We start from the raw sequence: 24,904 nt of genomic DNA, 5'->3' as shown, positions 1-24,904 counted from the left end.
CGTAAAAGAGGGCTGGACCTAGCATGCCTGAATGCAGAGGGGCGCCGTTATCCCAAATCGGTCCTGACGGTCGGGGCATTGCCGGTCGGGGGTGACGCCGGCGATGTTACCGATTTGGGATAGCGGGGTGTTCGTGGGCGGGCATAGCATCGAATACAGCGTGCAATCCCAAAAACAAAAGCGCTATCTGGTACCGATAGCGCCTCGCTCGGTCCCACACCACAGCGACTGCCTCATACAATAAGGTTAATAACATGAGTCTATCTATCCCGGTCAACAGCTCCACGGAGCTCAAGCGTGGCGCCTTGGGTGTCGGCTTTATCATCTTCTTCGTGATTTCGGCAGCGAGCCCGCTCAGTGTCATCGCCGGAGGCTTCCCGATTGGCATCATGCTGGGCAACGGTGCCGGCACCCCGGCGTTGTTATTGCTGGCCCTGGCGGTGCTGATGGCGTTTTCGGTCGGTTACACCACCATGGCCAGGCATGTCACCAACGCAGGTGGTTTTTACGCCTTTACCTCGCGCGGCTTGGGCGGCCTGGCCGGAGGGGCGGCGGGCGTGCTGGCGATGTTTGCCTACAACATCCTGCAGGTCGGCCTCTATGGCATGTTCGGCGGCGTGGTCAGCGGCACCATGGAAAGCGTATACGGCGTGGTGTTGCCCTGGTGGTCCTACTCGCTGATGGCGATGGTCAGCATCGCGATCCTGGGCTATCGCAAGATCGATCTGTCCGCCCGTTTGTTGTCGGTGGTCGTGATTGCCGAATACCTGGCGATCCTGACCCTGGATATCGCGATTCTCAAGACAGGCGGCGACAGCGGTGTCAACCTCGACTCGTTCACCAGCCAGCATGTGTTCAGCGGTACCCCGTCGATCGGCCTGCTGTTCTGCTTCGCGGCCTTTATCGGCTTCGAGGCCACGACGATTTACGGCGAAGAAGCGAAAAATCCGCACCGCACCATTCCGATTGCCACCTACAGCTCGGTGCTGCTGATCGGCGGCTTCTACGCTGTCGGTCTGGTCGATGGTGGTGGGCGTAGGTACGGATAAAATCGTGCCGATGCTGCAAGCCCTGCAGGACCCAACCACCTTTATCTACGGCATGTCGGACCACTTTGTCGGCCCGTACCTGACGCAGATTATCCGGGTGCTGTTCATGGTCAGCATCTACGCCGGGCTGCTGGCGTTCCATAACGCCGCGGCGCGCTATTTCTACGCTATCGGGCGCGACGGTCTGCTGCACAGTTTGTTGGGCACCACCCACCGTGTGCACCAAAGCCCGCATATGGGCTCGGCGCTGCAAAGTCTGATCGCCGCCGTGGTGGTACTGATCTTCGCCGCGATGGATGCCGATCCGATCCTGCAACTGTTCGCCTGGTTCTCCAACCTCGCCACCTTGTGCGTGATTTTGCTCATGGCGATGACTTCGATCTCGGTGTGTGTGTATTTCCACCGGCACCCGGAACTCAATGTCGGCCTCTGGCGCGGGCGTATCCTGCCGATTTTCTCCAGCCTGGCCTTGCTGATGGTGCTGATACTGGCGGTGGTGCATTTCGATGTGCTCACCGGCGCCAGCCAGCTTTTATCCTACGCCCTGTGCACGGTCATTCCAGCGGCGCTGCTGGGCGGCATTTTTCTCGCCGCGCGACTGCGCAAGGTCTCGCCGCAGCGCTTCCTGGCGCTGGGCAGCCACAAACTCTAAGGCATCGTGCGATACCGCCCCACTGCACACTGTTCGCTTGCCGTTGTCCGGCAAGCCTCGCCAGCGTTAAAGGAAGATGACACATGCACCACTACAAGATGCTTATCAATGGGATTCAGGTTGCCGGTGCAAACGGGCAGTTTGATGTAATCAATCCGGCCACCGGTGCCGCATTCGCCCAATGCTCGGCCGGCTCGCTGGCTCAATTGGACGACGCGGTGGCCGCCGCTCAAGTGGCCTTCAAGGCATGGCGTCACGTTTCCCATGCTCAGCGCTGCGAGCGGCTGTTGGCGATTGCCGAGAGTATCGAGCAGGGCGCCGATGAGTTGGCCCGGTTGATCGTGCAGGAACAAGGGAAACCGTTGGAACTGGCGTTTTCCGAAGTCATGGGCGCCGCCGCCTGGACACGCTATGCCGCCGGGCAGCAGATTGAAGTGGGGCTGGTGGAAGAAACCCCGACCCAGCGCATTGAGCTGCACCGCAAACCCCTGGGTGTGGTGGCGTCCATCACGCCATGGAACTGGCCGTTCATGATTGCCGTGTGGCACATCATGCCGGCGCTGCGGGCCGGCAACTGCGTGGTCAGCAAGCCGTCGAGCCTGACGCCGCTGAGTACCTTGCGTCTGGTGGAAATCATTGCGCGGCATGTGCCCAACGGTGTGATCAACTGCGTGACCGGCGAGCAGGGTTTCGGCAGTGCGATCACTTCGCACCCCGGCATCCAGAAGATTGTCTTCACCGGTTCCACCGCCACCGGCCAGAGCGTGATGCGCGGCGCTGCCACCAATCTCAAGCGCCTGACCCTTGAACTGGGCGGCAACGATGCTGCGATTGTATTGCCCGGCACATCGTTGGAAGAGGTTGCCGAGGAAATTTTCCAGGCAGCCTTCCTCAACATGGGCCAGACGTGCGCAGCCCTCAAGCGTTTGTACATTCACGAATCCCAATACGAGGCCTTCGCCGACGCGCTCACGCTGATCGCTCAGCGCCAGGTGGTGGGTGATGGCCTGGAGCCCGGCGTCAACTTCGGGCCGGTGCAGAATCTGGAGCAACTGCAGTTGGTTGAAGCCCTGGTCGCCGATGCACGGGATCAGGGTGCGCGGGTCCTGTGTGGCGGCGCGCGTCTGGATCGTCCGGGGTTCTTTTACCCACCGACATTGATCGCGGATGTGACCGATGGTCAGCGCCTGGTGGACGAGGAACAGTTCGGTCCGGTGTTGCCACTGATCGCTTACAGCGACGTCGAGGACGTGCTGCGCCGTGCCAACGCCGGTGACATGGGTCTGGGCGGCTCGGTATGGGGGCCGGATGTCCAACAGGCGCAAGCGTTGGCCAGCCGCCTGGAAAGTGGCGTGGCCTGGGTCAACTGTCACGCCCGGATCCAGCCGAATACGCCATTCGGCGGCAGCAAGATGTCTGGCTTCGGTGTCGAGTTCGGCCTCGAAGGACTGTTGGAATTTACCGGCCAGCAATTGCAGTTCGTCAATAAGCGTGCGGGCGAGTAGTGCTCGGCCAACAGGGGCGCAGCGTCGCTGCGCCCCTGTTGCCATTATCTGAGACAGTCTTTAAAGACGCGCTTCAAGGAGCTTTGATCATGCGCTACCCATCCACTTTATTTCTCGGCGGCATGTTGGCATGTAGCTTGACGCTCTGCGCCATCAGCCAGGCCCTGGCCTATGAGCTGTACAGCGATGACAGCCGCCATCTCAACGCAGACATGATCGCCGTATTCGGTATGTTCAACAGCCGCAAGAACTATGACGGTACCTCGGGTGGCTCAACCTGGCGCGAAGGCCTTATCAAATACGGCTTGAGCGGCGACCAGTCCCTGGCGGGCAACGGCACCGCCTATGGTGCATTCGCCCTGCTCAGCTCCGCCACTTGGGGCGACGGCGACCCGGCCGGCAACACCCTGGGCACCGAGCGCACCACCAAAATCGAAGACGCTTACCTGGGGTGGCGCTCCGGCGATCTGTTCCCGGCATTGGGCGAGGACGGTGTGGATATTTCCGGTGGACGCCAGGTGGTCAAAGTTGGCCGTGGATTCCTGATCAACGACGACGGCCCCAACCTGGGCAAGGGCCCGGCCAGCGGTACATTGAACCGCGGAGGCGGCTTCTACCTCGGGGCGCGGCATGCCTTTGATCGTACGGCCGTCCTACGGCTGGGCGGGCAGGACGGCCTGCACGGTTCGGTGCTGTGGCTCAAGTCGGATAACCGCGCCCAGGCCGAAACCGAACTGGCGGCAGGCACCCTCGACTACACGGCCGCCGCCGGTACGCTGGGTTTGACCTGGGTGCACGGCATGGGCGTCACCGATCAATGGGCCAATGACTTGCAGAAACAGCGCGACGGCATGAACACCTACAGCCTGCACGGCGAAGGCAACGCGGGCGTCAAAAATGCCAGTTTCGCCTTCGAATACGCCTGGCAGGATAAGGACGCGGGGCCTGAAAAAGCCTGGTACGGCGAAGCCAGCTACACCTTTGCCGACGTCATCTGGGCGCCGAAGCTGACCTATCGCTACACCCGATACTCGCAAAAATGGGACCCGCTGTTTACCGGGCTCAGCACCGGTTACGGCACCTGGTTTCAGGGTGAAGTGGCGTCCAACTACGCCGGCCCGTTCAACAGCAACACGCGTGTCCAGCATGTGGGCCTCAAGGCCACGCCGCTGGAAAACCTGACCCTGGGCGCGTTGTACTTCGACTTCGAGACTGTGCGCAAAAGCAATGCACTGAACCTCGATGCGCGGGAGCTTGACGTGTACGCCGAGTGGGCGGTCAACCCGCACCTGATCATCACGCCGCTGATTGGTCTCTACAAACCGAAACAGGATTCCACCACGGGCGGCAACCAGGCGGTCGGCAACGGCACCAACCTGTACAGCCAAGTGACCGTCGCCGTACCGTTCTGATCCACCCTGGCTGTCGCGTCTTGACTTCAGGACGCGGCGGCGCCGGGTTGATTGCGCATGTTCTCGGCAATCCGTCGCGTGGTGTCCATCACCATCTCGATCACGGTTTCCTGGCGCAGCAGCTTGAAGCTCTGGGTGCTGCCGACAGCGGACAGGCTGCCTACCACCTCGTCGATATCCGGCTGGATGATCGGCGCCGCGATGCCGGTCAGGCCCAGGTTCAGTTCATCGTGGGTCATGCAATAGCCGTCCTTGCGAATATTCTTTGTGGCCTTGGAAAAGCTTGCCCAGTCGTAGGCACTGTCCGGATCGCCGGCCATGTGTTCTTCGAACAGGCGTTGCAGGCGACGACCTTTCTGAAAGGAGATCAATACCTTGGATTGCGCGCCACGAAAAAACGGCAGCGGGTGCCCGCGCCCGAAGGAGAAGTGGTAAGTGTCGGTGGGTTCGGCGATGTAGGTGTTGATGATGCGTCCGTCATAGAAAACGCTGGCGAACACCGCCAGGCCGGTCTGCGCCGACAACTCATGCATCAGTTCGCGCCCGGCGAGGAGGATGGGGTCGTACTGGCGCATCATCCAGTCCAGCTCGATCACGCGGGGCCCCAGGCCATAGTTGCCGGCGTCCATGCGCGTCAGCAGCCCGGCTTCGCATAACTCCTTGACGTAGCGGTACGCGGTGGCACGTGACAGGCCCATGCGCTCGGCAATGGTGTCCGGGTCGATCTTCAACGTGGCTGGACCGAACAGGTCCAGGACATTCAGCAATTTACTCAGGCTGCTCATTTCGTTCCTAGAGAAGGGATGGCACGCGGGTAAGCACTATAGGCGAAAACGCCCCGGATCCACTGTAGGAGCGAGCTTGCTCGCGAAAACGTCAACGATAGCACGTGCCTCCTGAAGGAACGCGGTGCCTGTGAGTTCTTCGCGAGCAAGCTCGCTCCTACAGGTCATCACATTAACTTATCTCGGTTTAAATTTCGCATAAATCTCAAAATAAGAGATTAGTAGTGAATAATACTTGTATGGTTAGTTTTTGTGTGTGATAAATCTCATAAGAGAAAACGCTCAAGTGAGAGGGCTGACAATGAATGGTGCGCAACTGATAGTGAATGCGGCAGCGGCAAGCGGTATCGAGTACTGCTTCGCCAACCCGGGAACCACCGAGATTCCACTGGTGGCCGCGATGGCCAGTGCGCCCGCCCTCAAGCCGGTGTTGGCGTTGTTCGAAGGGGTATGTACCGGTGCGGCGGACGGTTACGGCCGCATCGCCGGCAAACCGGCAATGACCCTGACGCACCTGGGTCCGGGCTTTGCCAACGGCATCGCCAACCTGCACAACGCACGGCGCGCCAACACGTCCATCGTCAATGTGATTGGCGACCACGCGTCCTGGCACGTCAATTACGACCCGCCTTTGGCCAGCGACATCCAGGCCCTGGCCGCCACTGTTTCCAGTTGGGTACGGACCTCGCGCACCGCGTCGGGTGTGGGCGAGGACTTGCAGGAAGCCATGCGCGCCGCCTGGCAAGCCAAGGGCCAGATCGCCAGCTTGATCCTGCCCATGGACCTGCAATCCAATACCGTGACCCACAACGGCCAGTTCAGCCCGCTGCGTGCGCCGATGCGGCGCTTTGCCGGTGACCGCATCGAAGCCGTGGCCCAGGCGCTGCGCGACGGCCAGCGCCTGGTGTTCATCGTCGGTGACCAGGGCTTGTCGGTGGCCGGCCTGGAAGCGGCGGGGCGCCTGGCGCAACTGCCCGGCGTGCGTATGTTTGCCGAAACCTTCCCGCGCCTGAGCTACCGTGGTGGTGGCTTGCCCGACCTGGATCGCCTGCCGTACTTCCCGGAAGTGGCCATCGAGATTCTCGAGCAGTACGACAAGGTGGTGTGCGCCGGTGTCGTGGAGCCCATCAGTTATTTCGGCTACGAAGGCATTCCGTCGCGGCTGGCTGAGCGTGAACGTCTGCTGTCGCTGGCCGAAGTGGGCGACGATGTGGCCGGGGCGCTGACCGCGCTGGCCGATGCGCTGGATGCGCCGGCCTATGTACCGACGCCGCAGGACATCCAGCTGCCGCCGGGCGAGGCCGCTTTGAGCCCGCAGTCGGTGGGGCAAGTGTTGGCCGCCGCGCTGCCGCACGACTGCATTGTCTCGGTGGAGGGCGGCACCTGCGGCTATCCGTTTTTCACCGCCTCTGCCCGTGCCGCGCGGCACCGTGTATTGACCAACACCGGTGGCGCGATCGGCCAGGGGATTCCGGTGGGGTTTGGCGCGGCCTTGGCTGAGCGTGGCAACCGGGTGTTCTGCCTGCAATCGGACGGCAGCGCCCAGTACACCATCCAGACCCTGTGGAGCATCGCCCGCGAGCAGTTGCCGGTGGTGATCCTGATTGCCGCCAACCACCGCTACGCAATCCTGCAGAACGAACTGCGCCGTTTCGGCATGACCGAGCTCGACCCGCAGTCGCTCAAGCTGACCGTGCTCGACAGTCCGCGCATCGACTGGAAGGCCCTGGCCAAAGGCTATGGCGTGCCGTCCTGCACCGTACACACCAATGCCGAACTGCAACGGGCGCTGGCCAATGCCGCCGCCGATGCCGGGCCTTGCCTGATCGAAATGGCGCTTTGAAGGAGTCGACCATGAACCAGCTCCCATTATTACCTGCCGTCCAGGCGTTCCTGGACCAACCCGGTCGCCTGTTCATCGGCGGTACCTGGCAGGACGCCGCCAGCGGTCGCCGCTTTGCCGTGGAAAACCCGGCCACTGAACAGACCCTGACCGAAGTCGCCCAGGGCGATGAGCGCGATGTGAATGCGGCCGTTGCGGCCGCCCGTGCAGCGTTTACCGGCGCCTGGGCCTTGCAGTCGCCGGCGCAGCGCGGCTTGTTGCTGTTTCGGCTCGCCGACCTGTTGGACCAGCACCGCGAGGAGCTGGCGCAACTGATCACCCTGGAGAACGGCAAGCCGATCGCCAATGCCCGCGGTGAAGCGGCCAGCGCGGCCAACATCATTCGCTACTTCGCCGGCTGGCCCAGCAAGATCGAAGGCAGCACGTTGCCCGTCTCGCCGGCCAGCGGTGCGCCGATGCTCAACTACACATTGCGTGAACCGGTCGGTGTCTGCGCGCTGATCGTGCCGTGGAACTTCCCGTTGACCATGTGCGTGTGGAAGCTCGGCCCGGCGCTGGCCACCGGTTGCGTGGCGGTACTCAAGCCCGCCGAGCAGACGCCGTTGGTGGCGATTCGCCTGGTGCAACTGATCGAGGCTGCCGGTTTCCCCGCCGGCGTAGTCAACCTGATCACGGGCCTGGGGGCCGACACCGGCGCACCGCTGGCACAGCACCCGGACGTGGACAAGATCGCCTTTACCGGCTCGACCCAGGTCGGGCGGCTGATCGCCCAGGCCGCCACCGGCAACATGAAAAAGGTCTCGCTGGAACTGGGCGGCAAGTCACCGAACATCATCCTGCCCGACGCCGACATCGTGCGCGCCGCCAAGGGCGCCGCCGACGGGATTTTCTACAACCAGGGCCAGGTGTGTACGGCCGGCTCGCGCCTGTATGTGCACGACAGTGTGCTTGACCAGATGCTTGAAGAACTGCAGTGCCATGCCGCCGCCTATGTGCTCGGCAATGGCCTGGACCCGGCCAACAGCATGGGCCCGCTGGTGTCCGGCCGGCAGTTGAACACGGTCAAGGGCTACCTGCAGCGGGGCCAGGAAGAGGGCGCCGAACTGATTTGCGGCGGCGGCCGTCCAGAGCACCTGGAGCGCGGTCACTTCATTGAACCCAGCGTGTTCCTGGACCGTGCCGAGCGGGCCTGCGTGGCCCGCGAAGAAATCTTCGGCCCGGTGCTGACCGTGATGAGCTGGAGCGAAATCGACGACCTGGTGCTGCGTGCCAATGACTCGCCCTACGGCCTTGCCGCCGGCCTGTGGACCCGCGACCTGCGTTCGGCGCACCGCGTGGCCGCGCAGCTCAAGGCCGGCTCGGTGTGGATCAACTGTTGGAACGTGGTCGATCCGGCCTCGCCGTTCGGCGGTTACAAGCAATCCGGCTGGGGCCGGGAAATGGGCAAGAACGTGATCGACGCCTACACCGAAACCAAAAGCGTCTTCGTCGATCTCGCCTGAATCGAACAATCACAAGAGGAAATGGCAATGGATCTGGAATTGAAAGGCCGCGTGGCAATCGTCACCGGTGGCGGCATGGGCATCGGCAAGGAAGTCGCACGGTTTCTGTCCGAGGAAGGCTGCAAGGTGGTGATCTGCGCGCGGCGCATGGCGTTCCTGCAACTGGCTGCCGAAGAGATCACGGCACAGACCGGTAATGAAGTGCTGCCGCTGTTCTGTGACACCAACGACATGAAGGCCGTGTCCGAGATGGTCGATGCTGCGTACAAGCATTTCGGCCGTATCGACATCCTCGTCAACGGTGCAGCCGCGCCGTCTGGTGTGGTGCGCAATGACATTGAACACGCCGGCGACGATGAATTGCTGTCGGACCTCAATACCAAGGTGATCGGCTACTTCCGTTGCGCCAAGGCCGTGACCCCGCACATGAAGGCTGCCGGCTTCGGTCGCATCATCAACATCGGCGGGCTCACCGGGCGCAGCAGCAAAGTGCTCTCGGGCATGCGAAACCTGGCGATTGCCCACATGACCAAAACCCTGTCCGACCAGCTCGGCCCGTCGGGCATCACGGTCAACCTGATTCACCCCGGCGTGGTGGATACCCCGCATATCCAGGAGCTGTACGACCGCGAAGCGGTCAAGCAGGGCAAGACCGCGGAACAGGTTGAACAGGCGTACATCGACGCGACGCCGATCCGCCGCACCCTGGCGCCGATTGAAATGGGCTGGCTGATCGGCTTCCTGGCGTCGCCGAAGGCCGGCGCGGTAACCGGTGAGTCAATCGGTATCGACGGTGGTTTGACCCGTGGCATCTATATCTGAGGAGTATCAGAGATGAGTAACGGAACCCTTTTAGTCGCCACCGTCGGGCAGGCGGTGATTCGCAGTGCCGACGATGGCAAGACATGGCATCGCCTGGGCCTGGGGCAAGACCTTGAATTCGATGCAATCACTCGGTCCTTGAGCGTGCATCCCGACACGCCCGAGCGAATCTATGCCGGCACCGACGTGGGCTTGTGTGTCAGCCACGACACCGGTGGGCACTGGCAGCGCGTCGATTCGCCGTTCAACGGCGAGACGGTGTGGAAGGTCGCTGTGGACCCGCAGGATGCCCAGCGAATCTTTGTCGGTACCGGTGCGCCTTCGCGCGCTGTGCTGTGGCGCACCCTGGACGGCGGCCTCAACTGGGATCGCGCGCCGGTGGAGATTCCTGAATTCTGTGACGGCGTCAGTCGCCCACGTTTGCTGGCCTTCGCCTACGACCCCACTGACCGCAATCAGGTGTGGTTCGGCCTGGAGGAGGGTGGGCTGTTCCATTCCCGCGACGGTGGCGACAGCTGGACTCGGGTTGATGACCTCCTGCTGTGGGACTTCAATTCGGACATCCACAACATCCTGGTGCTGCCCAACCATGGCGAAAAAATCATCGTGGTGGTGTGCGTCAACGCGGTCTACCGCAGCCTGGATGAAGGCTTGACCTGGACCGGCATCGTTGGCCGGGAGGCGTTCGGCTTGTACTACATACGCGCCATGAACGCGCCGCTGGGCACCGAGGACACGTTGTACCTGAGCATTTCCGACGGCACTCCCGGCACCACCAGCAAAATCCTGGTTTCCCGTAATGCCGCCCTCAGTTGGGAGGTATTGCCGCTGCCGCAGCAGCCCAACTCCTGCGTGTGGGCCATTGCCTTCAACCCGGCCAACCCGCACCAGATCGTGGCGGGCACCAAGTATGGGCACTTGTTCACCTCCGACAATGGCGGGAACGGCTGGCAGAAGCACTGGCGCGAATTCAGCGAGATCGCGGATGTGCTCTGGACGCCTGCCGTGGCGCAGATCAAGGCCGGGCATCAATCCATCGTCAAGAAGAACTGAGGTAATCGGTGATGAAAGTCAAAATCCTTCGGACTCACTTATCGCTATTTGTGAGTGATCCTGATGTGTCGGCGCGCTGGTATGCCGACATCCTGGGCATGCACGAAAGTGCCCGGGGAGAAAGTTGGGTCATGATGGCATTTGGCACCAAGCATCACGACATCGCCTTGATTCGTGCAGAACCGGGCGCCCACCAGGGCGGCCTGGGCCTGCAGCACTACGGATTGGAAATCGAAGGTGACATGACCACCTTGCGCCAGCTCTACGGCATGTTGCTGAAGAAGGGGGTGGAGGTGGTGAAAATTACCGATCATGAAATCGGCAACGGCCTGTATTTCAACGACCCCGATTGCAATCGCATGGAATTCTTTCTCGAGACCGAGCATGACGATGCGTGCGGCAAGGCCCGCTTCAAGGCCGCCCGTGCACCGAGTCGCAACATCACGCTTGATCCCCTTGACCCGATTTGAACCGAGGTTCACCTGATGAAAACCGCGAATTTTGCCAGCTATCACATCCGCAAATGGTACAGCTTCGTCGAAGAAACCCTGGCCAACGAAAGTGGCCAGCTGGCCGATGGCGAGCCGCTGTTCAAATACGCCGTGGCTGCCGTCATCGCTAACCCTTATGCCGGGCGCTACCGTGAGGACCTTTCGCAATTGATCGACCCGTCGCCGTTGCTGGGCGAAGAGTTCGGCCGGCGCATCAATGCGTTGGCCGGCGCACATGAAATTGTCAGCTATGGCAAGGCCATCCTGGTGGGCAGCGCGGGTGAATACGAGCACGGCAACGCGTTCCTCACCAACCCGGCCGCCGATCCGATCCGCGTCGCCCTGGGCGGTGGCAAGTCGTGGGTGCCCTCGACCGGCAAGCGCGGCGGGCCGGGTTCGACCATCGACGTACCGCTGGCCCACAAAGACGCGCTGTACGTGCGTTCGCATTACGACAGCTTCTCCCTGACGTTCGGTGACGGCCCTTCGGCTGATGAGGTGGTGGTGATTTGGGCGTTCGCCACCCGCGGCCGTTTGCATGCGCGGTTGGGCGGCCTGAAGGCCGAGGATGTAAAAGGTATTGACGGGCTGCACTGATAAAAGGCGCAGCATCAAGCAGTGTTGGATCAAAACCACAACAAGAAAGCGGTGAATAGCGATGAAGCAGGAGAAGACCCAGGTTGTCATCGTGGGCGGTGGCCCAAACGGCATTACGGCCGCGCACTATATGGGAATGTACGGTATCGACTGCATCGTCCTTGAACTGGCCGACGGCATCCTGCCTTATCCCCGTGCCGTGGGCATGGACGATGAGGCATTGCGGGTGTTGCAGGGCATCGGTATCGCCGAACGGGCGGTACGCGACATGATTTGCGATGTGCCGCTGCGCTACTACAACGCGCGCGGCGTGTGTTTCGCCGAGGTCAAGCCAAGTGCGGCGCACTACGGCTGGCCGATGCGCAATATTTTCATGCAGCAACTGCTCGAAGGCACCTTGCGCGAGCATCTCGGGCAGCACGCCAGCGTCGAGTTGCGCCAGGGCCACGAACTGCTCGAGCTTGCGCAGGACGATCAGGGCGTGACCCTGCAGGTGCGCGGTGCCGACGGCGAGGTCTACCAACTCCAGGCCGACTATGTGATCGGTGCCGACGGCGGTCGCTCCACGGTGCGTAAAAAACTCGGTATCGAACTGCTGGGACTGACCCATCCACGCAAATGGGTGGTGGTCGATACGGCCAACGACACGCTGGACGCACCCTATACCGCCTTGCATGCCGACCCGCAGCGGCCCTTCGTGTGCATATATTTGCCGTACCAGCAACGGCGCTGGGAATTCATGCTGATGGAGGGCGAGGACGAAGCGAAAATGTGCGAAGAGGCAACGATTCGCAAGCTGATCCACGGGCATATCGGCGACGCCGTCAACGACCTCAATGTCATTCGCATTCGTGCCTATACCCACCACTCGCGCGTCGCGGCGCGCTTTGTCGAAGGGCGCGTGGCGCTGGTGGGCGATGCGGCGCATATTTCTCCGCCCTGGGCCGGGCAAGGCCTTAATTCCGGCCTGCGCGATGTGGCCAACGTGGCCTGGAAGCTCGCGGCGATCATCCAGGGGCGTGCGGCGCCATCGATCCTGGCCAGTTATGACCAGGAACGCCGTGGCCACGCCACTGAACTGGTGGCCCTGGCCGACAATATGGGCGCCGTCCTTGGCTTGACCAACCCGTTGATGGCGGGCGTGCGCGACTGGCTGTTCCAGGCAGTCAACAGCGTCGACAACCTGCGTTCGCACTTGCTGGAGTTCAAGTTCAAACCCAAGGCGACCATCACCAAAGGGCTGGTCTATCACGAGCGGGCAGAATTGCGTGAGGATGATCTGGTCGGGCAACTATTCATCCAGCCGAATATCGAAGATGCGCAAGGTCAGCGCCGGCGCCTGGACGAAGTGCTCGGCAACGGCTATGCCGTGCTGGGTTATCGCGTGAACCCGCGCGAACACCTCAGCGAACCGATGGTGGATTATTGGGCACGTTGGGGTACCTGTTTCATCCAGGTCAACCGGTCGCGCAGCGGCGTGGGGCGTAACCAGCCGTTGACGGCCAGCGACGCCCTGAGTGTGGAGGACGTGGATAACCGCCTGGGCGAATGGTTCTCCAAGGTGCGTGACTGCATCGTGGTGGTGCGTCCGGACCGATTTGTCGCGGCGATTACCACCCCTGAGCGGCTTGATGGCGTACTCCGCAAGCTGGCGGAGCAACTTTCATGAGTGGCGCCAACACACTGCTCGACCAACTGTACGAGGCCTGGCGCACCGCCCAGCCCATTGCACCCTTGCCGCCCGAGGCGCTGGACCGGCTGGAAGGCTATGGTCTGCTGCTTCAGGGGCTGGCACGGCGCCAGGCAGGTGGCGAACGGCTGAGCGGTTGGAAGGTCGCCTTTGCAGGCCGGGCGGCGCAAGCGCGCTTTGGCCTCGACGAACCGGTGTATGGCGGCCTCACGGCGGTCATGGAGGTCGAGCCGGGCAGCACGGTGTCATTTGAACGGTTGATTCAGCCCAAGCTTGAGGTCGAGCTGGCGTTTGTGTTCGGGCGCACGCTGGTAGCGGGTGACTACGGGGATGAGGAGATCCTGGCGGCCATCGCCGAGGTGGCGCCAGCGTTCGAAATCGCCGACTGCCGCTGGCAGGGCTGGCGTTTCGGGCTTGGCGCGTTCCTGGCCGATAACGCCGCCGCGGCACTGTACTGTGTAGGGCAGCCTGTGCCGTTCGATCCTGTTCGGCATGCGTGCGTTGCGTATCACGTGGAGCATGAGGGCGTGTATCTGGGCAGCGGCGATACCCAGGACCGTGAGGACAGCCCCTTGTTTAACCTGTGCTGGCTGGTGCGGCGCTTGCTGGCCGATGGTCATCGCGTGGAGGCCGGGCAGGTGGTGCTTTCCGGTTCGCTACTGGCGCCGATGGATATTCAGTCGGGCACTTATCATCTGCACATGCTTGGCACGGAACTGGCTTTGGTTTTCCAGGCGGGCGTTGCGCCTGTGTAACGCCAACCGATGTCACGGATGACTGAGCCCCCTTCAGACCAAAAGCAAGAACCCGGCCGCCGAGGAATGACGAATATGCTCGCTGAAGTCCGAACCTTCAATGACTCTCAACAGCACGCCGGCTCGATCCAGGGTTGGCAGCAGGTCTATGACCAGCTGGGTTGCGGCTGCCTGACCAGTGAGCTGCGGCAACTGTCCGGTGATCGCTTCCAGATCTTCCAGGAGGTGCTGGACAAGCGGGTGGTGCAGCATGGCCGTTCGCCCCAGGGCCGCTTGTGCGCAGCCATGTCACTGGGCAGCCCTCCGGTGGTCCAGGGGCAACGGATAAGCGCTCAAAGCGTGGTGCTGCTGCGTGATGCCGAAGAGTTCGTGCTGCATGCGCCGCAAGGCACACATTTTTTTGCGTTCAACGTCGATGCCGTGCGTTTCGCCAAACTGGCGGCCTTCGAGTTATCCAATGATCAGCTCAAGCGTTTGACCAGCGTGCCCGCGCTTAACGTGGATGAAACGTCACTGCTGCGCATTCGTCAGCGCATTCACCTATTGTTTCGTCACTTTCTGGAACACGCGGACGCCATCAGCCCGGCGTCGGAAAAAATCTTGGAAGACGAGTTGCTCAGTGCATTTCTCGATCTGTTCACCCACGCTGGCGATGAAGTGCGTGGCCGGCGTGGCAATTTCGCGGTCAGCGCGTATCTGGTCAGGCGCAGCCAGGAATTGATCATTGCCAGTGGCGATACCCCGCTGAGCATCCTGGACCTTTGCGAGCAGTTGCGCGTCAGCCGCAGGACCCTGCAGAACAGTTTTCAGGCAGTGACCGGCATGCGGCCCGTAGAGTACTTGCGCAATTTGCGTCTCAACGCGGTCAGGCGACGCCTGATCGCAACCTGCCCGAGCAAGAAAAACGTCGGTGAAATCGCCGTGGCCATGGGCTTTTTTCACTTGAGCCATTTCGCCACGCATTACCGCGAGCTGTTCGGCGAATCGCCGTCGGAAACGCGCAGGTCACCGCGCTGAGTCCGCCAAGCCTGGGTCCACGCGCTTGCCGATATCCTTGAGCCGCGCCAGTTGGTCTATCATCGAAGGCGCTTCATCCAGGCAACTGACGAAGGTCCACAGGTAGGTCATCACCGCATAGATATGCCCGGCTTTCACCGCTGGCGCCAAGGCCAATTGCGTGATCGCGACCACGAACAGCAGCGCCGCCAGAATGCCAATGGACAGGAACGCCACTGCTTCACGGTCCGATAGCCAGATGCGTAGCCGCGACAGCACCTGATAGTGGCGGTGCAAGGTATGCGCCCCGACCGTTTCCACCAGACCGATTTCCTTTTCCAGCCGATTGTTCAGGCGCTCATGCAAGCGTTGGTTGCGCCTCGCGAAGCCCGGCATGAGCGTGATGCATAGCAGCAATGCCAGCAGACAGGCCAGGCCGACCCAGGGCTCGATCACCAACAGCATGCCCGCCGCCCCGACGATCGACACCAGCGCGGTGGCGATTGTCGGCACGTGCTTCTCAAAAAAATCGACGAAGTCGCGCGCCAGCACCACCCGCGCCGCCGCCTTGGAGGTGCTGTGGCGTTGCAGGCGCTGGTTGAGAATTACAGGCACCGCAAGGTCGGCGTAGATGCGCGTAAAGGTGCGCGTATCCAGCGCCCGCCGCGCCGCGCCAACCACCCAGAAGCCGAATACCACGGCGGCATACCACAGTGCACTGGCGGCATCGCCGCGGATGATCGAGTCCACGGCAAACCCGGCGAACAGCGGGTAGGCCAGCAGCAGCGCATTTTCCAGTGCGACCAACGATAAAGTGCCGAACAATTTACCGGGATAGGCCCTGGCGATGGCCTTGAGGGTCTGGCTGGCGGATTGCTGCCCCAGTTTTTTACTCTCTTCGAGCAGAATCGGCGGTGTCACGGACGCCATGGAGCACCTGTGTCGCACGTTGCGCGTTGATAAAAGTCGCGGGTGACGCCGAGCCGATGGCGCGCTTCGTCGGTCAGCAACAACAGATCGATCTGGACTTCTTCGATGATGATTTCCAGAGTGATCAAGATGCAAATGGCCGGCGCCGTCAGCAGCCAGTGATAATAGGATTGGGTTATCAGCGATGCACATACGCCCAACAGCCACAGGGCCAAGACACAAGAAGGTGCGTACTTCTGCAGGGGAATACAGAAGCGCTGCAACTTTTTGAGTTTGAACGTGTAGAGCGTCAGTGACGCTTCCAGTTGTTTAAGGGCGATAGGCGTCCGCGCTGAATGCAGTGTGGGCATAACAGTTATCCACGTTGGAACGTTAAACAAGGGTGCCAGGCATTACACGGTGTGGCTGATCGCTGCCCGGCGTTCAAGGCCTGGCAACAGTTGATTGAGCCAGGCGAGATTCACTGCTTCGACTTCCACCCATTCACCTCTGCTGGGGATTTCTTCGCAACTCATGAAAGCGATACAACGTCCTTGTAGGTCCAGTAAGGCAAAGTGGCGATATTTAATTGCTCTCTTGAATAAGGAGATAGAGGCGCATGCCATCACCTTGGTGGGTGTTAATAAAGCAAACCTCGCTTCAGGGTGGTCAGGGTTCGATATTCAAAAGGTCGCCGTTGGCCAAATGAGTTCGAATAGGGTGCCGCCATTTTTCATTGTTCGACAGGCCACGGCGCCGCCATGGGCCAGCGCGATCGAACGCACCACAGCAAGGCCCAGGCCACTGCCGCCCTGGGCGCGGGAACGCGAGCTGTCGCCCCGCTGAAACGCATCGAAGATAAGGGTGGCGAACGGCTCGTCGACACCTGGGCCCTCATCCGCGACCCTCAGGAAGTTGCCGCGCTCGTCACTGCCGAGTTGAACGCTGACGTTGCCCGGCGTGGCATGTCTGCGAATGTTGTCCAGCAGTGCCAGCAAGGCCTGGCGGATGCGGGCGGGGTCGCAGTGCACGGGTCCCTTGCGCAGGTCCAGCTGCAGGACGAAACCGGCGCTGTTCAGGCTGGACTCGAACAACCGCGCTTCGGCCTCCAGCGCGTCGGCCAGCTCGACATGCTTGATGTCCAGCTTCAGGTAGCCGTTGTCCCCCATGCCCACCACGCGCAGATCTTCGACCATGCGCGTCAGCCCTTCGACCTGGCTGAGCAGGCTATAGAACTGCGAAGTATCCGGCTTGAATACACCCTCGGCCAGGCCTTGCAGACGGCCGCGCAGGATGGTCAGCGGGGTGCGCAGTTCATGAGCAATCGCGGCGTTCCAGAAGGCTTGTTCTTCGGCCATACGTTTCAATCGGTTCGCCATGCTATTGAAGTCATTCACCAGCCGAGCAGCTTCGCCCGGAGAAACGTCTGGCGCCACTGCACGTGCATCCAGGTCGCCCTCGGCCAGGCTGCGCAGGCTGGCCGCCACTGAGTTCAGCGGCATGAGAATGCGCCGAGACAATGTAACGGCCATCGCCACGCCGACGCCCAGGCTGACGCAGGTGATCAAGCTCATCCAGGCCCATTCCACGCCGCTGGGCAGCCATTCATCCGCCTCCAGCTCCAGCTGCGTCGGTGGCGACAGGGTCCAAAGCAATGCATAGAACACATAGGTGCCGACGACCGCGAGTGCGATTACGCACAGCACCACCGCGGTCATCGACAAGATGATCTGACGGCTCATGCTGTTCCTGACGTTCATGCCTGGCTCCCGAACCGGTAGCCGACCCCACGGATGCTGGCCGGCACGCCGCGCAGGCCGAGGTCTTCGATCTTGCGGCGCAATTTGCTAATATGGCTGTCGACCGTACGCTCCAGCCTGTCGCTCTCAGGTGAGCAGAGCACCAGCAGTTCGGCGCGGCTGAACACTCGACGCGGCGACTTTGCCAACTGCGCGAGCAACCTGAATTCGGTCACCGTCAGCTGCAACGGCTGGTTTCGCGTGCCGATGCGCACGCTCACCTCATGGTTGTCGATGTCGATCTCGAATGGGTCGACGCGTAGCACACTGTGGCCGCCGCCATCTCCCTGATCGGCGCATCGGCGCAGTACTGCCTGGACCCTGGCGATGACCTCCGCCGGGTTGAAGGGTTTGACGATGTAGTCATCGGCGCCTATGCGCAGCCCCATGAGCTTGTCCATGTCCTGGTCCTGGGCCGTCAGCATGATCACCGGCGTGTTGCCGCGATGACGAACTTCCGCCAGCACCATCCAGCCGTCGAGCTTGGGCATCAGCACATCGAGCAGCACCAGATCGGGCTTGAGCGCCTGATGCAGCTCAAGCGCGCGTCGCCCGTCCTGCGCATGCACGATTTTAAAGCCGGCGCGCTTGAGATAGGCCGCGAGGATATCGGCAATCTCCGGCTCGTCTTCGGCGATCAGGATCAGCGCCTGGTTGGCGCTCGATGCAACGGATGATTCAGTCATGGTCTGCTCGGTCGATGTGCTATGCCGTGGCTCAATGCTGCAACGGTGCGCAGTTTTTCAGCAACGGATTGGATGATGCCTCGCCAGCATGCACGTTCAGCGTAGGGTTTATGGAGAAATGATGGAGGCCGAAAATTAATTTTCCCGGCGAGGGCAGGGCGGGCGGTGTTCAGGCGAAGCTGATGCGCTCGTTATAGGCGTTTCGCAGCATTGTGCGTTGGTATTCGCAGGGCGTTGTACTGACCAGTTTCTTGAAGTCGCGCAGGAAGTGCGACTGATCGGAAAAGCCCAGGTCCAGGGCGAGTTCCGAAAACGATACATCGTGCTGGGTATTCAGGGTTTCCAGCGCCGCCTGGCAGCGGATGATCCGGCAGAAGGTCTTGGGCGACAGGCCAGTGTCCTGGCTGAACTGGCGATGAATGCTACGGCTGGTGTAGCCACTGAGGTGTTCAAGCTGTTGGATGCGCAGGTCGCCGCGGTGGGCGAGCGCCTGTTGAATGACCATGGCCGTCAGCTTTGAGGTCCTGCCCATCAAGCGCGGGATCAGGTAGTCGTTGAACAGCTTCATTTGCTCCTGCAACTGCGGGGCCTGGACGATGCTCTCGAAAATGCGCTGGGCAAATGCAGACACCTCCAGCAGGTCCCATTCCTGTTCGGTCAGGTCCTCGGCCATGACGTTGATGAAACCTGGAATCACTCCCGGCGAAAAGCGCACGCCGAAGTAATGATGACCCTGCAGCAACTGGACCCGCTGCGCCTCCAACGGCGTGCCACAAATCCTCACGCTGGGGCGCGTGGCATCACAGTCGAACACGATGTCCACACAGCCATCCGGGACCGCCAGCAGGTCGGCCGAGTCGGCGACATCGAACGCATAGAAATGCGAAATCGCCGGGTGATCGGAAGGCACTACCGAATACCGCGATGAGTTGAGCACGAACCAGGGTTGTTCGTACGCGGTGTGGTGCCGCAGCGTCGGCGCAGACAAGTTGATCATGACCGGACCTTCAAGCGGAAACATGCGGGAATATTACGCACTTATCGCGCCAATACCTGCGCGCGGAATAGACGTTGATGTCCGAAATTTACAATACCGTACAAATTCGTCCGCTGATACTCAAGGTCGATAGCGTGGAAGCAGCGCCTACCGAAGCGATATCACCTTCAGCCCGAGAACAATTATGTCCATTACTACAAAAATAGACTTCATCTACCTGTCCGAGCAGGACATGATCCGCGCTGGCGTGACCGACATGCTCGCCTGTGTGAACACCATGGAAGAGATGTTCGGCCTGCTGTGCAGCGGCGACTACCGCATGGCCGGGCCGAACAATGATTCCCATGGCGCCATGGTGATATTCCCGAAAGACTCACCGTTCCCGAACATGCCCAAGCCCACCGCTGACCGGCGCATGATGGCGATGCCGGCCTACCTGGGCGGCAGCTTTTGCACCGCGGGCGTCAAATGGTACGGCTCCAATATCGCCAACCGCGACAAAGGCCTGCCCCGCTCGATTTTGATGTTCACCCTCAACGACCCCGATACCGGCGCGCCGTTGGCGCATATGTCCGCCAACCTGCTGTCGGCCTATCGCACCGGCGCAATCCCCGGCGTGGGCGCGCGCCACCTGGCCCGCAAGGACTCGAAAGTGGTCGGCCTGCTCGGACCGGGTGTGATGGGCAAGACCACGCTCGCCGCCTTCATCGCTGTTTGCCCGCAAATAGATACGTTGAAGATCAAGGGCCGTGGCGAGAAAAGCCTGAATGATTTTATTGCCTGGGTGAAGGAAACCTACCCTCAGGTGACCACGATTAAAGTGGTCGATAGCCTCGAAGACGTGGTCCGTGATTCCGACCTTGTTACTTATTGTAGCTCCGGTAAGACGGGCGACCCCTCAATCTACCCAATCGTTAAACGCGAGTGGGTCAAACCGGGGGCGTTCATGGCAATGCCGGCGTCCTGCTCGCTGGATGAGGGGATGGAGCGCGCCGACGTGCGCAAGGTGCTGGATAACACCGGCCTCTACGAAGCCTGGTACGAAGAATTGCCCAAGCCTGCGCACCACTGCGTGCCGGTGATCGGCGTGCGTTTCATGGACATGATCGCCGAAGGCACGATGCAGCCCGAACAGCTTGAAGACATCGGCAAGATCATTGCCGGCGATGCCCCCGGGCGCAGGAACGATGAAGAAATCATCATCATGTCGGTCGGCGGCATGCCCGTGGAAGACGTGGCCTGGGGCACCGTGGTGTACCGCAATGCCATCGAAAGAGGCATCGGGGTGAAATTGAATCTGTGGGAAACCCCGGAGCTGCGCTGAGCCATTCCTTTTTACAACTGACGAGACCTTCGACATGACAAAAATCATCAAGCTCAAGACCGGTTCCCCGTTTGAAGACCAGGCCAGCTATTCGCGCTTGGTGGTGGTGGACAACTGGATCTATGTGTCCAACACCGCCGGCCGCAACCCGCAAACCAAGCTGATCCCCGAAGACATTCTCGAGCAGACGCATCAGGTGTTTGCCAACATCGAATCGGCCTTGAAGGCAGTCGATGCCAGTCTGGCGGATGTGGTGTGCTCGCGCGTGTTCATCCAGGACCCCAAGGATGTGCCGGCGGTAATGGCCTTGATCGGCGAGAAGTTTAGCGGCGTCGACCCGGCCAGCACCGTAACGTGCCCGCCGCTGGGCTCGACGGTCTACAAGGTGGAACTGGAAGTGACGGCTTATCGCAACGCTTCCAAGGCGCAAGTCGAAGTCATTCGCCTGTCGCAGTAACCCGTTACTTGGCCGCGCGCGTGCGCGGCTGACCTCTATTGCTTATCGAGTCTTGATCATGGCCCCGACGATTGCGCCCGTGGATACGTCCACCGGGATTCCCACTGCGACCTGCGTCGTCATTATCGGCGGCGGCATCATCGGCTTGACGGCTGCACTGACGCTGGCCGAACGCAATATTCCGGTGGTGGTGCTGGAAAAAGGCCGTATTGCCGGCGAGCAGTCCTCGCGCAACCTGGGCTGGGTGCGCAAGACCAGCCGGCACGCGCACGATATACCGCTGGCCCTGGCCGCAGACCGCTTGTGGGCGCGAATGCCCGAGCGGGTGGGCGCGGATGTGGGCTACCGGCAAGAGGGCATCATGTTTGTTGCCCGCAACGACACGCAGATGGCCATGCATGAAGGCTGGCTCAAATCGGTCGAGCATCTCTCCCTTGATTCTCGATTGCTGAGCAAGCGCGAGATCGAGCAGTTGGTGCCGGGCGGCGAGGGCAATTGGGCCGGTGGGATCTACACGCCGTCCGACGCGCGTGCGGAGCCGACGCTGGCCAGCAGTGCGATTGCCAAGGCGGCGATGGCCCTGGGCGTGGTGATCATCGAGCAATGTGCGGTGCGTACGCTGCAGATGTCTGCCGGCAGGGTCAGTGGCGTGGTCACTGAGAAAGGCGAGATCCGCTGCGACCAGGTATTGCTCGCCGGCGGCATGTGGTCGCGGCGCTTTTTGGGCAACCTCGGGGTGTCCTTGCCGACGCTGGCCTTGACCTGTTCGGTGTTGCGTACCCATCCGATGCTAGGCCCCACTGAAGTTGCCGTGGGCGCGCCGGACTTTTCGTTTCGCAAGCACAAGGACGGCGGCTTCATCATTACCCAGCGTGGCAAGCTGGACGCCTTCCTGACCCTCGATCACCTGTTGCTTGCCAAGCAATACATGCCGCAATTTCGTGCGCAGCGCAGCGTATTGAACGTGTCGCTGGGCAAGTATTTTTTCAACGACCTGGCGCTGTCCCGGCGTTGGTCGGCCGACAGCATCAGCCCGTTCGAGCGTGTACGCATGCAAGACCCCGCCGCCAACCCGCGGCTTAACAATGATGCTATGAATAACCTCAAGGCGGCCTGGCCAGTATTCGAGCAAGCCCGGATCGCCCAAGCCTGGGCAGGCACTATCGATGTGACCCCGGATTCCAACCCGGTAATAGGCCCGGTCGCGCAAATTCCCGGTCTGACCGTGGCCACCGGTTTTTCCGGGCACGGCTTTGGTACTTCACCGGCGGCGGGTCACCTGGCGGCGGATATTGTCAGCGGGCACGCGCCCATCATCGATCCAAGCCCTTATCGCTTCGATCGTTTCTAAGTCGACCCAGGCCCTGCATTCACGGAGCAAAATCATGTCCCCAGACAGCCGCTTTTTCACCAATCGCGCCGGCTTGCGTTTGCATTTTCTACGCTGGGGCGACCCGAGCGGCGTGCCCCTTGTGCTGCTGCATGGTTTGCGTGCTTATGCGCAGACCTGGGAGTCGCTGGTCGAGGCGTTGGGGGGGGGGTATTGCATCTACGCCCTCGACCAGCGCGGTCGCGGGCTGAGTGACTGGGCCCCGGCCGCGAGCTATCACACGCAATCGTACGTGGAGGACCTGCAGGATTTCGTCGACCATGCCGGCTTACAGCGCTTCGTGTTGCTGGGGCATTCACTGGGCGGCGCCAATGCCCTCGAATACGCACGGCAAACACCGGGACGCTTGATTGGCCTGATCATCGAAGACATCGGGCCCGGGTCTTCGAGCCAGGGCGACGGTGCGGCGCGCATCCGCCGCGAGATGAACCAGACCCCAATGCGGTTCGACGACTGGCAAGCCGCCCGCGCTTTCTGGCAGGCGGCACGCCCGGGCCTGTCGGAGCAGGGCCTGGCCTCACGCCTGGCGCATTCGATGAAAGAGAGCGAGGGCACGATCCGTTGGCGCCACGATCAGCAAGGCATCGCCGAGGCGCGCCTGAGCATCGAACCGACTGACTTGTGGCCGGCGGTGCGGGCCCTGGATTGTCCGACCCTGTTTATCCGCGGCGCTCGCTCGGATTTTCTGCCGGCGCCGACGCTGCAAGCGATGCGCGAGTGCAATGCGCAGGTGCGCACCGCCGAAGTGGCGGATGCCAGCCATTATGTACATGACGACCAGGGCGAGGTCTTCAACCGGCTGGTCACCGAGTTTCTTGAGAGCCTCGCGACGCCGGGCCGATGAATGCCCAGGCGCGGCTGATTGTATTGCTGTCATCGCTGACGGCGTTCGTGCCGTTCTCAATCGACACCTACTTGCCCAGTCTCCCGCAAATCGCCGAAGACCTGTCGACCAGCGCCGCGCAGGTACAACTCACCATCAGCGCCTTTCTCTGCGGGCTGTGCCTGGGCATGTTGGTCTATGGCCCGCTGTCCGACCGTTATGGTCGGCGTCCGCTGTTGCTGGGCGCTGTCACCCTGTACGTAGTGGCGACCCTGGGTTGTCTGTTTGCCGGCAGCGTCGAGCAACTGATCGCCTGGCGCTTTGTTCAGGCGTTAGGCGGAGCGGGTGCCGTGGTGCTGGCCCGGACCGTCGCCAGGGATCTGGTGGGCTTGGCGCAGGCAGCCAAGGTACTGTCGTGGATGCATGTGCTGACCATGATGGCGACGTTGCTCGCGCCGATGGTCGGCACCTGGCTGGTGCTGATCCAGGGCTGGCGTACGATCTTCGCCACGTTGTTTATCCTCTCCAGCCTGTGCCTGTTGATGGTGGCGCTGGGCTTGAAGGAAAGCCTGCCGGTGCATCAGCGGGGTACGTCGGTGAGGGCGTCTTTCGCGGCCTATCTGGCCATTGTCCGAGAGCCCAGGGCGGTGGCACTGATCTTGTGCATGTCGATGGCGTTCGGCGGCGTATTTGCTTTTATCACCGCTTCGCCTTTTGTGTACGTTGTGTACTTTGACGTGTCGCCGCGGCTCTACAGTGGATTATTCGCCCTGAACATCCTCGGCATCATTCTGGTGACGTTCATCAATGCGCGCTGGGTGGGCCGCTACGGGCCGCAACGCATGTTGGGCGTAGGCGCGCTGCTGGCGGCAGGGGCAGGCGCGGCGCTGATCGGCGTGGGGGTGACCGAGTGGGGCGGACTGACGAGCATCGTGTGTTGCCTGGTGATTTACATGGGCGTTACCGGCTTGCTCGGGGCCAATTGCACCGCCAGCCTGATGGCGCTGTTTCCACGTCAGGCCGGGGCGAGCGTTGCGCTGGGCATCTCGGTGCAATTTGCTACCGCCGCGCTGGCCACCCTGTGGGTCAGCCACCTGGCCGACGGCACGGCGTGGCCCATGTGCCTGGTCGTGGGGTGTTGCGGCCTGGGTTGCCTGGTGGCTTATGGGTTCTCTCGGCACCGGCGGGGCGGGGCCGCCGTTGCGTCGGATAAGACCTGCACGCCGTTTCAGTCTTGAAGGCTTATTGCATCCTGAGGTCTTTCGATTCATTGAAACCTGGTTAATCACGTTGCCCAGGCAGGCCGATCCGGCTGAGCCTCAGAGTACGTCGACATCGGCGCGGATCCTGTCCGCCAGCGCCAGCAG

At 61.6% G+C, this 24,904-nt stretch carries 23 protein-coding genes and 1 pseudogene; 17 read left to right on the top strand and 7 right to left on the bottom strand.

The features are described from left to right. The first annotated feature begins 254 nt into the window (after positions 1 to 254). The 3 genes and pseudogenes from J3P89_RS16210 (at position 255) to J3P89_RS16200 (ending at position 4,618) form a co-directional block, all read left to right on the top strand. Positions 255 to 1,701: pseudogene (locus tag J3P89_RS16210) on the top strand (APC family permease). Positions 1,702 to 1,784: 83 nt separating this feature from the next. Further along, the gene (locus J3P89_RS16205; RefSeq protein ID WP_434694885.1) at positions 1,785 to 3,206 is read left to right on the top strand and encodes an aldehyde dehydrogenase family protein; all 1,422 of its coding nucleotides are present in this window, start codon (positions 1,785 to 1,787) and stop codon (positions 3,204 to 3,206) included. A gap of 89 nt (positions 3,207 to 3,295) precedes the next feature. Next, a complete protein-coding gene (locus J3P89_RS16200; protein ID WP_434694884.1) occupies positions 3,296 to 4,618 on the top strand; it encodes a hypothetical protein in 1,323 nt (440 codons plus the stop codon). A 26-nt stretch (positions 4,619 to 4,644) separates the two neighbouring features. Here the strand turns inward: J3P89_RS16200 and J3P89_RS16195 are convergent, their stop codons facing one another. Continuing rightward, positions 4,645 to 5,403 (bottom strand): IclR family transcriptional regulator, encoded by a 759-nt coding sequence (locus J3P89_RS16195; RefSeq protein WP_434694883.1) that lies wholly within the window; start codon positions 5,401 to 5,403, stop codon positions 4,645 to 4,647. Positions 5,404 to 5,704: 301 nt separating this feature from the next. On the opposite strand from J3P89_RS16195, the gene J3P89_RS16190 reads away from it, so the two are divergent. From J3P89_RS16190 to J3P89_RS16150, 9 genes are all read left to right on the top strand, one after another. Further along, positions 5,705 to 7,246: an acetolactate synthase large subunit gene (locus tag J3P89_RS16190; RefSeq protein WP_434694882.1), complete on the top strand. Its 1,542-nt coding sequence runs from the start codon at positions 5,705 to 5,707 to the stop codon at positions 7,244 to 7,246. 11 nt (positions 7,247 to 7,257) lie between these two features. Beyond that, the gene (locus J3P89_RS16185; RefSeq protein WP_434694881.1) at positions 7,258 to 8,748 is read left to right on the top strand and encodes an aldehyde dehydrogenase family protein; all 1,491 of its coding nucleotides are present in this window, start codon (positions 7,258 to 7,260) and stop codon (positions 8,746 to 8,748) included. A 27-nt stretch (positions 8,749 to 8,775) separates the two neighbouring features. Further along, complete coding sequence (locus J3P89_RS16180) at positions 8,776 to 9,570, top strand: SDR family NAD(P)-dependent oxidoreductase (RefSeq protein WP_065885621.1); 795 nt, start codon at positions 8,776 to 8,778, stop codon at positions 9,568 to 9,570. 12 nt (positions 9,571 to 9,582) lie between these two features. Then, on the top strand, positions 9,583 to 10,623 hold the full coding sequence (locus tag J3P89_RS16175) for a YCF48-related protein (protein WP_434694880.1): 1,041 nt from the start codon (positions 9,583 to 9,585) through the stop codon (positions 10,621 to 10,623). An 11-nt stretch (positions 10,624 to 10,634) separates the two neighbouring features. After that, positions 10,635 to 11,093 carry a VOC family protein gene (locus J3P89_RS16170; protein WP_076954034.1) on the top strand — a complete coding sequence of 153 codons (459 nt, stop codon included), beginning with the start codon at positions 10,635 to 10,637 and terminating at the stop codon, positions 11,091 to 11,093. A 15-nt stretch (positions 11,094 to 11,108) separates the two neighbouring features. After that, on the top strand, positions 11,109 to 11,711 hold the full coding sequence (locus J3P89_RS16165) for an amino acid synthesis family protein (RefSeq protein WP_434694879.1): 603 nt from the start codon (positions 11,109 to 11,111) through the stop codon (positions 11,709 to 11,711). A 61-nt stretch (positions 11,712 to 11,772) separates the two neighbouring features. Continuing rightward, complete coding sequence (locus J3P89_RS16160) at positions 11,773 to 13,380, top strand: bifunctional 3-(3-hydroxy-phenyl)propionate/3-hydroxycinnamic acid hydroxylase (RefSeq protein WP_434694878.1); 1,608 nt, start codon at positions 11,773 to 11,775, stop codon at positions 13,378 to 13,380. Beyond that, positions 13,377 to 14,156: a 2-keto-4-pentenoate hydratase gene (locus J3P89_RS16155; RefSeq protein WP_434694877.1), complete on the top strand. Its 780-nt coding sequence runs from the start codon at positions 13,377 to 13,379 to the stop codon at positions 14,154 to 14,156. Before J3P89_RS16160 ends, J3P89_RS16155 begins: the two co-directional genes overlap by 4 nt. Positions 14,157 to 14,231: 75 nt before the next feature. Further along, complete coding sequence (locus J3P89_RS16150) at positions 14,232 to 15,173, top strand: helix-turn-helix domain-containing protein (protein ID WP_434694876.1); 942 nt, start codon at positions 14,232 to 14,234, stop codon at positions 15,171 to 15,173. Here the strand turns inward: J3P89_RS16150 and J3P89_RS16145 are convergent. From J3P89_RS16145 to J3P89_RS16120, 6 genes are all read right to left on the bottom strand, one after another. Next, the gene (locus J3P89_RS16145) at positions 15,162 to 16,082 is read right to left on the bottom strand and encodes an ABC transporter six-transmembrane domain-containing protein (RefSeq protein WP_434694875.1); all 921 of its coding nucleotides are present in this window, start codon (positions 16,080 to 16,082) and stop codon (positions 15,162 to 15,164) included. The two genes, J3P89_RS16150 and J3P89_RS16145, sit on opposite strands and share 12 nt — an antisense overlap. Further along, the gene (locus J3P89_RS16140) at positions 16,070 to 16,432 is read right to left on the bottom strand and encodes a hypothetical protein (RefSeq protein ID WP_434694874.1); all 363 of its coding nucleotides are present in this window, start codon (positions 16,430 to 16,432) and stop codon (positions 16,070 to 16,072) included. Before J3P89_RS16140 ends, J3P89_RS16145 begins: the two co-directional genes overlap by 13 nt. Before the next feature lie 42 nt (positions 16,433 to 16,474). Beyond that, entirely contained in the window at positions 16,475 to 16,597 is a 123-nt protein-coding gene (locus J3P89_RS16135; protein ID WP_434694873.1) for a hypothetical protein, read from the bottom strand. 147 nt (positions 16,598 to 16,744) lie between these two features. After that, positions 16,745 to 17,821, bottom strand: a complete 1,077-nt coding sequence (locus J3P89_RS16130) for an ATP-binding protein (protein ID WP_434694872.1) — start codon at positions 17,819 to 17,821, stop codon at positions 16,745 to 16,747. Continuing rightward, positions 17,818 to 18,546 (bottom strand): response regulator, encoded by a 729-nt coding sequence (locus tag J3P89_RS16125; RefSeq protein WP_434694871.1) that lies wholly within the window; start codon positions 18,544 to 18,546, stop codon positions 17,818 to 17,820. The genes J3P89_RS16130 and J3P89_RS16125 overlap by 4 nt, the downstream gene beginning before the upstream one ends. 169 nt (positions 18,547 to 18,715) lie before the next feature. After that, positions 18,716 to 19,543 carry a helix-turn-helix domain-containing protein gene (locus J3P89_RS16120; protein ID WP_434694869.1) on the bottom strand — a complete coding sequence of 276 codons (828 nt, stop codon included), beginning with the start codon at positions 19,541 to 19,543 and terminating at the stop codon, positions 18,716 to 18,718. A 184-nt stretch (positions 19,544 to 19,727) separates the two neighbouring features. Between J3P89_RS16120 and J3P89_RS16115 the strand changes: the two genes are divergently transcribed. The 5 genes from J3P89_RS16115 to J3P89_RS16095 are packed head-to-tail and all read left to right on the top strand — an operon-like array spanning position 19,728 to position 24,775. Beyond that, the gene (locus J3P89_RS16115; RefSeq protein ID WP_434694868.1) at positions 19,728 to 20,867 is read left to right on the top strand and encodes a tyramine oxidase subunit B; all 1,140 of its coding nucleotides are present in this window, start codon (positions 19,728 to 19,730) and stop codon (positions 20,865 to 20,867) included. Between the two features lie 34 nt (positions 20,868 to 20,901). Next, positions 20,902 to 21,324, top strand: a complete 423-nt coding sequence (locus tag J3P89_RS16110; protein WP_434694867.1) for a RidA family protein — start codon at positions 20,902 to 20,904, stop codon at positions 21,322 to 21,324. A 58-nt stretch (positions 21,325 to 21,382) separates the two neighbouring features. Continuing rightward, the gene (locus J3P89_RS16105; RefSeq protein ID WP_434694865.1) at positions 21,383 to 22,675 is read left to right on the top strand and encodes an NAD(P)/FAD-dependent oxidoreductase; all 1,293 of its coding nucleotides are present in this window, start codon (positions 21,383 to 21,385) and stop codon (positions 22,673 to 22,675) included. Positions 22,676 to 22,709: 34 nt separating this feature from the next. Further along, entirely contained in the window at positions 22,710 to 23,558 is an 849-nt protein-coding gene (locus J3P89_RS16100) for an alpha/beta fold hydrolase (protein WP_434694864.1), read from the top strand. Then, on the top strand, positions 23,555 to 24,775 hold the full coding sequence (locus J3P89_RS16095; protein WP_434694863.1) for a multidrug effflux MFS transporter: 1,221 nt from the start codon (positions 23,555 to 23,557) through the stop codon (positions 24,773 to 24,775). The genes J3P89_RS16100 and J3P89_RS16095 overlap by 4 nt, the downstream gene beginning before the upstream one ends. Positions 24,776 to 24,904 lie beyond the last annotated feature (129 nt).

The organism is Pseudomonas sp. Z1-14 (genome assembly GCF_051132005.1).
GTDB lineage: Bacteria > Pseudomonadota > Gammaproteobacteria > Pseudomonadales > Pseudomonadaceae > Aquipseudomonas.
This window is presented reverse-complemented; position numbering and strand designations above follow the sequence as displayed.